The 12,585-nt window shown below is 38.0% G+C and carries 8 protein-coding genes and 27 tRNA genes; all 35 read left to right on the forward strand.

The window, feature by feature from the left end; all coding sequences use genetic code 11:
- The first annotated feature begins 13 nt into the window (after positions 1–13).
- The 35 genes from JF76_RS02395 (at position 14) to JF76_RS02565 (ending at position 12,497) form a co-directional block, all read left to right on the forward strand.
- Positions 14–86: transfer RNA gene (locus tag JF76_RS02395), tRNA-Val, on the forward strand.
- A gap of 4 nt (positions 87–90) precedes the next feature.
- Positions 91–163: transfer RNA gene (locus JF76_RS02400), tRNA-Lys, on the forward strand.
- A gap of 12 nt (positions 164–175) precedes the next feature.
- A tRNA-Leu gene (locus tag JF76_RS02405) sits at positions 176–257 on the forward strand.
- Between the two features lie 32 nt (positions 258–289).
- Positions 290–362, forward strand: a tRNA-Thr gene (locus JF76_RS02410).
- 11 nt (positions 363–373) lie between these two features.
- Positions 374–445: transfer RNA gene (locus tag JF76_RS02415), tRNA-Gly, on the forward strand.
- Positions 446–455: 10 nt separating this feature from the next.
- Positions 456–541 (forward strand) — tRNA-Leu (locus JF76_RS02420).
- A 9-nt stretch (positions 542–550) separates the two neighbouring features.
- A tRNA-Arg gene (locus tag JF76_RS02425) sits at positions 551–624 on the forward strand.
- Positions 625–630: 6 nt separating this feature from the next.
- Positions 631–704 (forward strand) — tRNA-Pro (locus JF76_RS02430).
- A gap of 30 nt (positions 705–734) precedes the next feature.
- Positions 735–808: transfer RNA gene (locus JF76_RS02435), tRNA-Met, on the forward strand.
- Positions 809–821: 13 nt separating this feature from the next.
- Positions 822–895, forward strand: a tRNA-Ile gene (locus JF76_RS02440).
- 39 nt (positions 896–934) lie between these two features.
- Positions 935–1,008, forward strand: a tRNA-Met gene (locus JF76_RS02445).
- Between the two features lie 3 nt (positions 1,009–1,011).
- Positions 1,012–1,085, forward strand: a tRNA-Asp gene (locus JF76_RS02450).
- Positions 1,086–1,091: 6 nt separating this feature from the next.
- Positions 1,092–1,164, forward strand: a tRNA-Phe gene (locus JF76_RS02455).
- A gap of 11 nt (positions 1,165–1,175) precedes the next feature.
- A tRNA-Gly gene (locus tag JF76_RS02460) sits at positions 1,176–1,246 on the forward strand.
- A 5-nt stretch (positions 1,247–1,251) separates the two neighbouring features.
- A tRNA-Ile gene (locus JF76_RS02465) sits at positions 1,252–1,325 on the forward strand.
- 4 nt (positions 1,326–1,329) lie between these two features.
- A tRNA-Ser gene (locus JF76_RS02470) sits at positions 1,330–1,419 on the forward strand.
- 356 nt (positions 1,420–1,775) lie between these two features.
- Positions 1,776–1,847: transfer RNA gene (locus tag JF76_RS02475), tRNA-Glu, on the forward strand.
- A 26-nt stretch (positions 1,848–1,873) separates the two neighbouring features.
- Positions 1,874–1,960: transfer RNA gene (locus JF76_RS02480), tRNA-Ser, on the forward strand.
- 10 nt (positions 1,961–1,970) lie between these two features.
- A tRNA-Met gene (locus JF76_RS02485) sits at positions 1,971–2,044 on the forward strand.
- A gap of 3 nt (positions 2,045–2,047) precedes the next feature.
- Positions 2,048–2,121 (forward strand) — tRNA-Asp (locus JF76_RS02490).
- Between the two features lie 6 nt (positions 2,122–2,127).
- Positions 2,128–2,200, forward strand: a tRNA-Phe gene (locus JF76_RS02495).
- A 7-nt stretch (positions 2,201–2,207) separates the two neighbouring features.
- A tRNA-Tyr gene (locus tag JF76_RS02500) sits at positions 2,208–2,289 on the forward strand.
- Positions 2,290–2,293: 4 nt separating this feature from the next.
- Positions 2,294–2,364: transfer RNA gene (locus JF76_RS02505), tRNA-Trp, on the forward strand.
- A 12-nt stretch (positions 2,365–2,376) separates the two neighbouring features.
- Positions 2,377–2,449: transfer RNA gene (locus tag JF76_RS02510), tRNA-His, on the forward strand.
- A 7-nt stretch (positions 2,450–2,456) separates the two neighbouring features.
- A tRNA-Gln gene (locus JF76_RS02515) sits at positions 2,457–2,528 on the forward strand.
- A 23-nt stretch (positions 2,529–2,551) separates the two neighbouring features.
- Positions 2,552–2,622, forward strand: a tRNA-Cys gene (locus JF76_RS02520).
- Between the two features lie 44 nt (positions 2,623–2,666).
- Positions 2,667–2,751 (forward strand) — tRNA-Leu (locus JF76_RS02525).
- Positions 2,752–2,861: 110 nt separating this feature from the next.
- Positions 2,862–4,034, forward strand: a complete 1,173-nt coding sequence (locus JF76_RS02530) for a glycosyltransferase family 4 protein (RefSeq protein WP_045927669.1) — start codon at positions 2,862–2,864, stop codon at positions 4,032–4,034.
- Positions 4,027–5,070 carry a glycosyltransferase family 4 protein gene (locus JF76_RS02535; protein ID WP_045927670.1) on the forward strand — a complete coding sequence of 348 codons (1,044 nt, stop codon included), beginning with the start codon at positions 4,027–4,029 and terminating at the stop codon, positions 5,068–5,070. Before JF76_RS02530 ends, JF76_RS02535 begins: the two co-directional genes overlap by 8 nt.
- Entirely contained in the window at positions 5,070–6,095 is a 1,026-nt protein-coding gene (locus JF76_RS02540; RefSeq protein WP_045927671.1) for a lysylphosphatidylglycerol synthase transmembrane domain-containing protein, read from the forward strand. Before JF76_RS02535 ends, JF76_RS02540 begins: the two co-directional genes overlap by 1 nt.
- 69 nt (positions 6,096–6,164) lie before the next feature.
- Positions 6,165–8,225, forward strand: a complete 2,061-nt coding sequence (locus tag JF76_RS02545) for an LTA synthase family protein (RefSeq protein WP_045927672.1) — start codon at positions 6,165–6,167, stop codon at positions 8,223–8,225.
- Positions 8,226–8,293: 68 nt separating this feature from the next.
- Complete coding sequence (gene secG / locus JF76_RS02550) at positions 8,294–8,527, forward strand: preprotein translocase subunit SecG (protein WP_034977075.1); 234 nt, start codon at positions 8,294–8,296, stop codon at positions 8,525–8,527.
- Between the two features lie 72 nt (positions 8,528–8,599).
- On the forward strand, positions 8,600–10,924 hold the full coding sequence (gene rnr, locus JF76_RS02555) for a ribonuclease R (RefSeq protein ID WP_045927673.1): 2,325 nt from the start codon (positions 8,600–8,602) through the stop codon (positions 10,922–10,924).
- A 9-nt stretch (positions 10,925–10,933) separates the two neighbouring features.
- Positions 10,934–11,392, forward strand: a complete 459-nt coding sequence (gene smpB, locus JF76_RS02560; RefSeq protein WP_045927674.1) for an SsrA-binding protein SmpB — start codon at positions 10,934–10,936, stop codon at positions 11,390–11,392.
- A 448-nt stretch (positions 11,393–11,840) separates the two neighbouring features.
- Complete coding sequence (locus JF76_RS02565) at positions 11,841–12,497, forward strand: nitroreductase (protein WP_045927675.1); 657 nt, start codon at positions 11,841–11,843, stop codon at positions 12,495–12,497.
- The last annotated feature ends 88 nt before the right edge of the window (positions 12,498–12,585 follow it).

Here is a 12,585-nt window from a genome sequence, read left to right on the forward strand (position 1 = left end):
CTGCCGTGCTTATGGAGGATTAGCTCAGCTGGGAGAGCATCTGCCTTACAAGCAGGAGGTCACAGGTTCGAGCCCTGTATCCTCCATCTCGAGTCGTTAGCTCAGTTGGTAGAGCATCTGACTTTTAATCAGAGGGTCGACGGTTCAAGCCCGTCACGACTCATGGCCCCATTTTGCGGGTGTGGCGGAATTGGCAGACGCGCTAGATTTAGGTTCTAGTGTTTTCGGACGTGTGGGTTCAAGTCCCACCACCCGTATTCGCCAGTAATATATACCATATTTACATTTTGCCGATTTAGCTCAGTTGGTAGAGCATCTGTCTTGTAAACAGGGGGTCGTACGTTCAAATCGTATAATCGGCATCACATATCGTGCGGAAGTAGTTCAGTGGTAGAACATCACCTTGCCATGGTGGGGGTCGCGGGTTCGAATCCCGTCTTCCGCTTTCATTACTTGCCGGGGTGGCGGAATTGGCAGACGCACGGGACTTAAAATCCCGCGGTTGGTTTCAACCGTACCGGTTCGACTCCGGTCCTCGGCATTTAGTGATGCGCCCTTAGCGCAACTGGATAGAGTGTCTGACTACGAATCAGAAGGTTGAAGGTTCAAATCCTTCAGGGCGCATAATTACGGGAAGTGGCTCAGTTTGGTAGAGCACCTGGTTTGGGACCAGGGGGTCGCAGGTTCGAATCCTGTCTTCCCGATTGTAATCTTTATAAAATGATTGCATTGTTGGCGGTGTAGCTCAGCTGGCTAGAGCGTCCGGTTCATACCCGGGAGGTCGAGGGTTCGATCCCCCCCGCCGCTATTTCCCAGAGCTTGGACCTTTAGCTCAGTTGGTTAGAGCAGACGGCTCATAACCGTCCTGTCGTAGGTTCGAGTCCTACAAGGTCCATAAAGTATGGAGTTTGTTTGTACTTTTATATTTTAAAATCGCGGGATGGAGCAGTCTGGTAGCTCGTCGGGCTCATAACCCGAAGGCCGGTGGTTCAAATCCACCTCCCGCAATATGGTCCATTGGAGCAGTGGTTTATCTCGTCTCCCTGTCACGGAGAAGATCATCAGTTCAAATCTGATATGGACCGTAGGATGGCTCGGTAGCTCAGTCGGTAGAGCAAAGGATTGAAGCTCCTTGTGTCGGCGGTTCGATTCCGTCCCGCGCCATTTATATTAGTGCGGGTATGGTTTAGTGGTAAAACGAAAGCCTTCCAAGCTTTAGTCGCGAGTCCGATTCTCGTTACCCGCTTTTTGGGGCCTATAGCTCAGCTGGTTAGAGCGCACGCCTGATAAGCGTGAGGTCGATGGTTCAAGTCCATTTAGGCCCATTGTGGAGACTTACTCAAGTGGCTGAAGAGGCGCCCTTGCTAAGGGTGTAGATCGGGTTATTCTGGTGCGAGAGTTCGAATCTCTCAGTCTCCGCTGATATAATTAAGAAGACCGTAGATTTTGTTCTAACGGTCTTTTTAATTACTAGATATGGGCTTTAATCAGTTGTTAAATCTTTAAAGGAGTTGTAATTCAGCCTTTTTTGACAATATGTTATAACAATATTGGTATTGCCATAAGTAAAAATTTTAATTGGCGATCCTACGAAAAAAAGTTTAACTTTTTACACAAAACTCTTGCATGATGAATCATAATCCTGTATTATTAATAACGTTGTGATTCAGCAACTTAAAAGGATTTATCGAATCAACTAAATAAAAAATGGTTGACTTTTGGCAATAAGTTCGGTATTATAATTAAGCGTCTTATGGCGTAAGAACGATAAATATGACCCGTTGGTCAAGTGGTTAAGACATCGCCCTTTCACGGCGGTAACATGGGTTCAAATCCCGTACGGGTCATTACCATTCTTGGTATATTTACATTTGGAGGATTACCCAAGTGGCTTAAGGGGACGGTTTTGAAAACCGTTAGACGGTCTTGCCGTGCGTGGGTTCAAATCCCACATCCTCCTTTAATAAAATCGCGGGATGGAGCAGTCTGGTAGCTCGTCGGGCTCATAACCCGAAGGCCGGTGGTTCAAATCCACCTCCCGCAATATGGTCCATTGGAGCAGTGGTTTATCTCGTCTCCCTGTCACGGAGAAGATCATCAGTTCAAATCTGATATGGACCGTAGGATGGCTCGGTAGCTCAGTCGGTAGAGCAAAGGATTGAAGCTCCTTGTGTCGGCGGTTCGATTCCGTCCCGCGCCATCAGCCTGGAGGAGTAGCGAAGTGGCTAAACGCGGCGGTCTGTAAAACCGCTCTCTCTGAGTTCGGCGGTTCGAATCCACCCTCCTCCATAATAGGGATATCGTATAAAGGTAGTACATCGGTCTCCAAAACCGCTAGTGTGGGTTCAATTCCTACTATCCCTGTTTACATTCATGGCGGAATTGGTGAAGGGGTTAACACACCGGTTTGTGGATCCGGCATACATGGGTTCGAATCCCATATTCCGCCCTAGCATTGGGATATAGCCAAGCGGTAAGGCACTAGACTTTGACTCTATTATGCGCTGGTTCGAATCCAGCTATCCCAATCTATTTATTAATAAAATTCGATGGCGGTGTAGCCAAGTGGTAAGGCAGAGGTCTGCAAAACCTTAATCGTCGGTTCAAATCCGATCCCCGCCTTTATCGGTTCACTCATTGAACTGTTAATTAAAACATATTATTATGGCGGTGTGGCGGAATTGGCAGACGCGCCAGACTCAAAATCTGGTGTCCGTTTAGGACGTATCGGTTCGACCCCGATCACCGCTATTTACTGAGCAGCTCTCGCACGAGAGCTGCTTTTGTATTGTTAATTTTTTCTATAAAAATTGCACAAGTTATGTGTAATCTTTATAATACCTTTTATGGAGGTATTTAAGATGAATATAGGTATCTTTACCGATTCATATTTTCCACAATTAAGTGGTGTTGCAACATCAATTAAAACCTTAAAGGATGCTCTTGAGGAGCAGGGTCATAATGTTTTTATTTTTACTACTACCGATCCTCATATAAAAAAAGGGACAGTTGAGGCTAACATATTCCGTTTCAGCAGCGTTCCCTTTATTTCGTTTACTGATAGACGTGTTGCGTTTAGAGGTTTTTTTGAAGCTACAAAGGTTGCTCGTGAAGTTAAATTGGATATTGTTCATACCCAAACCGAATTTGCTTTGGGTATGATAGGGAAGTACGTTGCCCACCAATTGAAAATTCCGGCAATTCATACTTACCATACTATGTATGAAGATTACCTGCACTACGTTTTAAATGGACATTTGCTTAGACCATATCATGTTAAGCAATTTACTAATGCCTACTTAAAAAATATGGATGGCGTTATAGCTCCCAGTAAGCGTGTAGAAGCACTTTTAAAGCGTTATAGAGTAAACATACCTATGAGAGTTATTCCAACTGGAGTGGACATAAATAGCTTAAATAAGCTTGAGACAGTTGACGTTCGCAAAGAGTTAGATATACCAGACGATGTACCAGTATTGTTAACTTTGAGCAGAGTTGCGGAAGAAAAGAAAATTGACCGCATTCTGAATGCAATGCCAGAAATTATTGATGAGTTTCCAAAAACACGTCTAGTAATTGCTGGCGATGGACCAGATATGGAAGTTTTGCAAGAACAGGTTGAAAGATTAACATTGGAAGATAGTGTAATATTTACTGGGGATATACCTCATGATGATGTTGGTTCATACTATAAAATGGCTGATTTGTTTGTTTCGGCCAGTGATACGGAAACTCAAGGTCTGACATATATTGAAGCCCTGGCTTCAGGCACAAGATGCGTCGTTTATGATACAGACTATACTGAGCATGTTTTTGATGATGAAGAATTTGGCAAAGTCTTTAATGGTCCTGGCGAAATGTTAAATGAAATATTATTCTACTTAAGAAAAGGGAGAAAACAAATCCCACATGATAAATTAGCTGCAAAAATGGATCAAATCTCTGCTCAAAAATTTGCCAGTTCAGTTTATCAATTTTATCAAGACACAATTTCAAATTATCAAAAGGATCTCAAAGAGGAGACAAATGATTAGAATTAATATGTTTTCACAAGCTGCCTCAGTAAAAGCACAGGGAGTCGGTTCTGCTTATACGGAGCTGATAAGATTACTTAGAACACACTTGGTCGATAAGTTTTATGTCACTAACAACAAGTATGGCAAAAGTGATCTGACACATTATCATACGGTAAATCCAACTTATTTTGCTAACAGCTTTTCACCAGCACGTGGACGCAAAATTGGTTATGTTCACTTTTTGCCGGAAACGCTTGAAGGATCAGTTAAATTGCCATCATTGGCAAAAAATATTTTTTATAAGTATGTAATTGATTTTTATAAACGGATGGATGAGATCGTAGTTGTTAATCCGATTTTTATTGATAAGTTAGTTAAATATGGTATTAAGCGTGAAAATGTGAAGTATATTCCCAACTTTGTATCGAAGAATGAGTTTTATTCAGAAAGTCAGGAAAAAAAGAATTCATTTAGGCATCAATTAGGTATACCACTTAATAAATTTGTGGTTTTCGGTGATGGTCAAGTACAAGCTCGTAAAGGTGTTGATGACTTTGCCAAATTGGCCGAAGCAAATCCTGAGATGCAATTTATTTGGGCCGGAGGCTTTTCTTTTGGCAAAATAACTGATGGTTATGATCATTTTAAAAAATTGGTCGAAAATCCGCCACATAATCTTAAATTTACGGGAATCATTGATCGACAGAAATTAGTTGACTACCTCAATATTGCAGATCTTTTTGTTTTGCCGTCTTATGATGAGCTGTTTCCTGTGTCTGTTTTAGAGGCCTTTAGCTGTGGTACGCCAGTTTTGTTGCGCGATCTCGATTTATATCAGGCAATAATTAGTGGTTACTACCTGAAGGGCAGCAATTTTACTGAAATGAATCAGCAATTACAAGCAGCTGCTCACGATACTGCAATTTTAAATAAATATAGCAAGTTATCTGATGAAGCCAGTGAAAAATATTCTGAAGATAATTTAGCCCATATATGGGATGATTTTTATCACGAACAGTATGAAATTGGTCGTGAGCTGGGACAAATTCGCTAATGAATAAAAAACACTTGTGGGGTGTTGCCATAGTTCTAGTAATAAGTGGCATAGTCTTATATGTTGACTTAAGATCAACTCCAATTGCGCAATTGGAGCAAGCAGCTCGCAATATTAATTTGATTGGATTAGTTGCTGTTTTTAGTTTGATGCTTCTTTCTTATGTTTTTGAAGCTAGCATTTTGGCAGTTCTTACCAAACGCAAAAATGAACCTAAACATTCAAAATGGTCTTTTTTTAGAATTCCTTTGATTCAAGCGCTTTTCAATGCCATCACTCCTATGTCAACTGGTGGACAGCCTTCGCAATTGGCTGCTATGGTTCAAATGGGAATAGAAGGCGGTCGGGCAACATCCTTACTACTAATGAAGTTTATTATTTATCAAATTGTAGTTTTTTTAGCTTACGTCACTACAATTATTACTGGCTTTCATATGGTTGCAACCAAGTTTGCGGGTTTAGCTGTTTTCATTGCAATCGGCTTTTTAATTCATGTTAGTTCTATTGCTTTTTTGCTGGCAATTTTGTTTGCCTATAATTGGACTAAAAATGCTGCCAATTGGATAATGAACTTACTGGCGAAATTTATTAATCAAGAGCGGGTCGCTATATGGCGCAAAAACACGCTTGACAAAATTGAAACATTTTATGAAGAAAGCCAAAAGCTAAAAAGAGAAAAAAAGAAATTGCTAGTGTGTGTAGTACTCACTGTATTACAACTGTTATGTTTTTATTCAATTCCCTATATGACGCTGGTAGCATTAAATGTTTCTGCTGATTGGACAAGCGTAACTCAAATGAACATTATGATTATCATGTTCATGGCAATCATACCTATTCCGGGAGCATCAGGTGGGGCAGAATATAGTTTTCAAACTTTATTTTCCACCTTTATTTCATCTAATGGTACCTTAATCGTAGGGATGTTCTTGTGGCGTTTTGTCACGTATTTTTTCGGCATGATTTTAGGAATCTTTGGTTGGATTTTTAAACCGCAAAAATTGCTAAGCCCACAAAATGATTAATTTTTATTAAAATACCTGCGCATAATTGCACTTAAGGGTAAGATATAGGCTTAGTGAGAGGAGAATAGGATGACACGTATTAAGTCTTTTCTACAATGGCTAACCCAAACCAAACTAGGCTTTTTTACTATTGTTTTAGTGACTTTCTGGTTGAAAACATACGTAATTTATCTAACAAAATTTAATCTAGGTGCTGAAGGTGCAATGCAGAATTTTCTGTTATTTTTAAATCCTTTGCCTTCAGGACTACTTTTACTGGGAATTGGTCTTTTCTTTAAGGGCAGAAAGTCCTATTGGATTATGATTGCAATTGATTTTGTGCTCAGTTTGTGGTTATTTGCCAATATCCTTTATTATCGCGAGTTTTCAAATTTTTTATCTTTGTCTATAATTAAAACTTCCGGCTCAACTGCTGATAATTTAGGCAAAAGTATTGTAGGAATAACTCGAGTTACGGATTTTTTAGCCTTTATTGACATTGTTCTTGTCATTCTTTTAATGGTTGCCAAAGTCGTTAAATATGATTTACGTCCATTAAAGTTAAGATTTAATCTTTTGCTTGAAGGTATTGCAGTTCTTCTCATTGGCGTTAATTTGTTGATGGCTCAAAAAGACCGCTCAGGTCTGTTAACTAGAACTTTTGACAACAGTTATATTGTAAAATATTTGGGTATGAATGAATATGCGGTATATGATGCTTTTAAAACAGCTCAAACAAGCGAACAAATGGCAAAGGCTAACGTATCTGACTTGCAATCTGTTAAAAAGTACTTAAAGGTTAACTACGTTAAACCGAATAGCACATATACAGGTGTTGCAAAAGGCAAAAATGTGTTGGTTATACATCTTGAGAGCTTTCAGCAGTTTCTAATAGGGTATAAATGGCACGGCAAGGAAGTCACTCCTAATCTAAATAAGCTTTATCATTCTAAAAACACTCTTAGTTTTGCCAATTTTTATAATCAAGTAGGTCAAGGCAAAACTTCGGATGCCGAAATGATGCTGGAAAATTCTCTTTTTGGTTTACAATCAGGTTCAGCAATGTCTAGTTATGGCACTTCAAATACGTTTGAAAGCGCTCCTGCAATATTAAAACAACAGGGTGGATATACTACTGCCGTTATGCACGGTGGAGCCGGGTCTTTTTGGAATCGTAATAATGCCTACAAGCAATTTGGCTATGAGTACTTTATGCCGCTTTCTTATTATCAAAATAAACCTAAGTATTACATAGGTTATGGCTTAAAAGACAAAATTTTTTTCTCGCAATCAATTAAGTATATTGAACGCTTGCCGCAACCTTTTTATCTTAAATTAATTACTGTAACTAATCATTATCCCTATGATTTGGATAAGAAAAATCAATCAATTGACAAAACTGACACTGGTGATGAAACGGTCGATGGTTATGTCCAAACGGCTCATTATTTAGATCAAGCCGTAGGGCAATTAATGCGGTGGATGAAAAAAACTGGTTTAGATAAAAATACATTACTCGTTTTTTATGGTGATCATTATGGTATTTCTGGCAACCACCATAAGGCAAGTGCAGAACTTCTTAATCAGGATGAATTTACTAATTTTGATAACCTGAAATTCCAACGGGTTCCGCTAATGTTTCATATGAAGGGGTTAAAAGGTGGCATTAAAAAAACTTATGGTGGCGAAATTGACGTGTTGCCAACATTGTTAAATTTGCTTGGAATTAGGAACAAGGGCACTATACAGTTTGGTCATGATTTATTAAGTAAAAAGGCACCACAAATTGTTGCCCAGCGTAATGGTGACTTTATAACACCGTTATATGCAAAAGTAGGCAGTACATATTATGATACTAAAAATGGTGAGGAAATAATTCAGCCGGACAAAAAATTAAAAACTGAGTTGGTAGCAATTTCAAACAAGGTAACAACACAGCTTTCATTGTCTGATCGTGTTATAGCAGGTAACCTTTTACGTTTTTATCATCCAAAATGGTTTAAAAAGGTTAAACCGCAAGATTATGATTATAATGAACAAAAAGCATTGAAGAATTTGTATGCAAAGAATAAAACTTCTTTATGGTATAAAAATCACCAAAAAACAACGCAAAATAAATTTAAAACCGATGCACCTGAACTCGAAAAATAATACTCGAAATTAAATCTATTTTGTGCTAAAATTTACCAGTAACGTATCTGTATATTGGAGGCAGCGCATTGTACAATTTATTTATGACGCTACTAATTATTGTTTCAATCTTAATCGTTATTGCGACAATGATGCAGCCGCAAAAGCAGCAAGATGCATTGAATGCACTCTCTGGCGGTGCAGTTTTTAGTGGTCAAACGAAGAAACGTGGTTTTGAAGCATTTATGGAAAAAGTAACATCCGTTTTACTGGTGCTCTTTTTCGCTTTTGCTATTGTATTAGCTTATTTGTCTTCAAAATAACTAATGGTTCCTCCCGATCAAGTGATGGGAGGACTTTTTTTATCTTTTTACTAACGAAATGGAGTTAAGTGCATGGCACAAAACGAGAATATCTTAGCCAATGTTTTAGAGATTTTTCGTCACAATCCTAAAAAACAATATCAAGTTGAACAAATTGACCGTATGTTGCGCCGAGACAGACTTGGCAGTTTTTCAGATATGGTCAAAGCATTATCCTATTTGGAACAGGAAAAGAAAATAATCACCGATGGCAATGGCCGATACCAATTAGCTGAAGAAAATACCGAAGTTGAAGGCACTTTTAAGGCAAACAGCAAGGGTTTTGGTTTCGTCAAACTCGAAGACGAAGATGCTGATGATATTTTTATTGCTCGTGATTATACAGCATATGCCGTAGACGGTGATCGTGTTAAAGTCAAAATAACTGCTGGTGGTAATCCTTGGAATGGCAAAGGGCCCGAAGGACAAGTAGAAGAAATTCTCGAACGTGGTACAAAAACACTTGTCGGTGAATTTCATTCAATGACTGATGCTCAAATAAAAACCAGTCATTTTATTGGTTATGTTCTCAGCTCCAATAAAAAACTGGCGAACTATCGCGTTTATATTAGTCAGGACAGTTTGCGTCCGCAAAGACAAGATATTGTCAAAGTATCGCTTGCTAACTATCCTGACAAAGATAATCCAGATTCGATGACTGGTGTTGTTACCAATATTATTGGTAACAAAAATTTACCAGGCGTCGATATTATGGCCATTGTTTCTGAGCATGATGTTCGTACAGAATGGTCTGAAGATGCTCTTGAGCAGTCTAATGCCATTCCTGATCACGTGACTGAGGCAGAAATGGCGGATAGAGAGGACATTAGGGACCAGCCCGCAGTTACCATTGATGGGGATGATTCTAAAGACTTCGATGATGCCGTGGTTTTATGGAAACTTCCTAACGGTAACTATCATTTAGGGGTTCATATTGCTGATGTAGCGCATTATGTGACGGAAAATTCTCCTTTGGACAAAGAAGCTTTTACCAGGGGTAATAGTACATATCTTGTTGACCGTGTTATTCCAATGTTGCCGTTTAGATTATCTAATGGCATCTGTTCTTTAAATGAGGGGCAAGATCGTCTTGTTTTGTCTTGCGAAATGGAAATTTCTCCGGAAGGAAAAAGAGTTAATTATCGTATTCATCCCTCTGTTATGCGATCACACGGCAGAATGACTTATAACAATGTCAACAAGGTCTTAGATCAAGATAATCATGAAGAACTAGAGGAAAAATACGTTAAACTGGCACCCATGTTGCAAGATATGGCCGAACTGCATAATGTGTTATACCAGCAAAGGCATCAGCGTGGTGCAATAGATTTTGAGGAACCTGAAGCAAAAATTATTGTTGATGATCAAGGTAAACCCACAGATATCGTGTTACACGATCGTGGTATAGCTGAAAAAATGATCGAATCATTCATGCTTATAGCAAATGAAACTGTTGCCGAAGACTTTTATCGCAAACACGTTCCATTTCTGTATCGTGTACATGAAACTCCAGATGGTGAGCGTATTAAAGGCTTCTTTGAATTTTGCAGTGCTTTTGGATTGCATATTACTGCTGATCCCAATCACGTTAAACCAATTGACTTGCAAAAAGTCGTGGCTAAAACAACTGATACACCTGAAGAAGCAGTAGTTCAAATGATGATGCTTCGTAGCTTAAAGCAGGCACATTATTCAGAAGAACCACTAGGGCATTTTGGTCTTGCTGCTAAATACTACACTCATTTTACTTCACCAATTAGACGGTATTCCGATTTAATGGTGCATAGAATGATTCATGCATATAGTGAAAATGGTATTAACCAAAAAGTACAGGATCATTTTGCCAGCTATCTACCTGAAGTTGCAGATCAAACTTCAACACAGGAACGTGTATCTGTTGATACTGAAAGAGAAGTAAACGACTTAAAGATGACAGAATATATGGCGGATAAAGTTGGAGAACACTTTGATGCTGTTGTTTCTTCTGTGACTAGTTTTGGCATGTTTATCCAGTTGCCCAATACAGTTGAAGGGTTAATTCATATTTCAAATTTGACGGATGATTTCTACAGTTATAATGAAAAAAGCATGACACTGACTGGACGCGGTACTCATAAACAATATCATGTCGGGATGCCCCTTAAAGTAACCCTTACTAATGCCAACGTTGAACAACATCAGCTTGATTTTGAAATCTATGATCCTAATGCTCCTAAGAAGTCTCATAACAATCGCGGTGCTAAAAACGAAAGACATGGTAATCGGGGCTTTCGCAACGATCACGCACATAAGGGTCACTATCGTAACAATTTTCAAAAAAATGGTAATCATCCACATTTAAGTAGATACAAACATTAGGTTAGAAAATTGAAAAAAGAAAAAAATGAAAATTTAATTGCTCAAAATAAAAAAGCACATCATGATTATTTCATTAAAGAAACATATGAAGCAGGCATTGCTTTAACGGGCACGGAAATAAAATCAGTGAGGGCACGGCGTATTAATTTACGCGATGGCTATGTACAAATTATTAACGGTTCCGCTTTTCTTGAGAATGTCCACATCAGCGAATATAAGCAAGGCAATCGGTATAACCATGAACCACTTCGCTCAAGGAGGTTGCTTTTACATAAAAAGGAACTGGCACGACTTGCTAAGGACCAGTCTGCACGCGGGATTGCAATTATACCTTTGAAAGTTTATCTAAAACATGGTTTTGCCAAAGTCCTCATTGGTGTCGGTCAAGGAAAGAAAAAATATGACAAGCGTGAGGCAATTAAGAAACGGGATCAAGAACGAGAAATACGCAGACAATATAAAATATAAATGGACGGTTTAATTTGTTTTATAGTTAAACTGTTTTTTAATTTTGTATTTGTTTAAAGCTTAACAAATTGCAAATAACTATTGTAATAATCTCTGTATATAAATTACTAAACTTGATTTAACAGTAAAAGCAAAAAAAATAAGTTTGTGAATTATACACAAAGTTTTAAATAAATTAATCTTTTTTTATAAATTTTTTTGTTATCTTTGCCAAATACCTTTGCAATATTGCGTAGAATTTATTAATATTATTAATGTGTATATGACTGATTTTATTAGATAGTAATGCTTAAATTTGTAACTTTAATAGAAGTGTAAACAAGTGAGTATTGAAAGAATAGAATATTTTTGATTATTTCTGCCTGTATTTGAAATTCTAGAGAAATTTGTTTTTAAAAAGTAGAGTGTTTCATTATTGCTCTCTTTATATGTAAGGATTTGAATCGGAATGGAATTTAATAAAGTTTATAACCATGAACGAGTAACTCGCAAGTTTACTAGTAGAAAAGTTAACGAAAAATTACTTGCTAAGATTATTCAAAGGGCACAGTTATCCCCATCATTACTTAACTCACAGCCTTGGAAGGTTTATATGTTAACTGGTGATGCGCTTGCTGGTCTAAAAAAAGAAGTGAAAACTCAAATAGATAATAATGTTGAGCCTCACGAAGATTTTGTCAAAATGTTGTCACTTAATTGGGATTCATATCCTAGTCAAAATATGGCTGCTGTTGGGGCTTCCCAACCGTATTTTTTTAAGAACAAAATGGAACTTTTCTCGGAATCAAACAATGAAATGTTCAACGCCCAGGATATCGCGTTCTTGACGATTCCCAGAACCTCTCCAGCTTGGTCAGTTTACGACTTAGGGATTTTTTCACAAAGTATTATGCTGCTTGCGCTCAATGAGGGATTATCAATTATGCCAGCGCACTCAATGGTATCTTATCCTGAGCTGGTACGTAAGTATTGTAAAATCCCAGAAGATGAACTTGTGGGTATGGCAATTGGGTTAGGATACCAGGATAATGCGGCAGAAGTTAATGATCCCAAATTTTATCCTGATCGTTTACCGTTTAAAAAAATATATAAATTAGTTAAATAGATAAGTAATTTAATTAAAATAAAGCGCTATTAATGATAGAATGTTTAATGAGGAAATTTAATTTAAACGATAAACTAATAAAGGTGAT

Origin of the sequence: Lactobacillus kullabergensis, assembly GCF_000967195.1 — a bacterium.
GTDB classification, from domain to species: Bacteria; Bacillota; Bacilli; order Lactobacillales; family Lactobacillaceae; genus Lactobacillus; species Lactobacillus kullabergensis.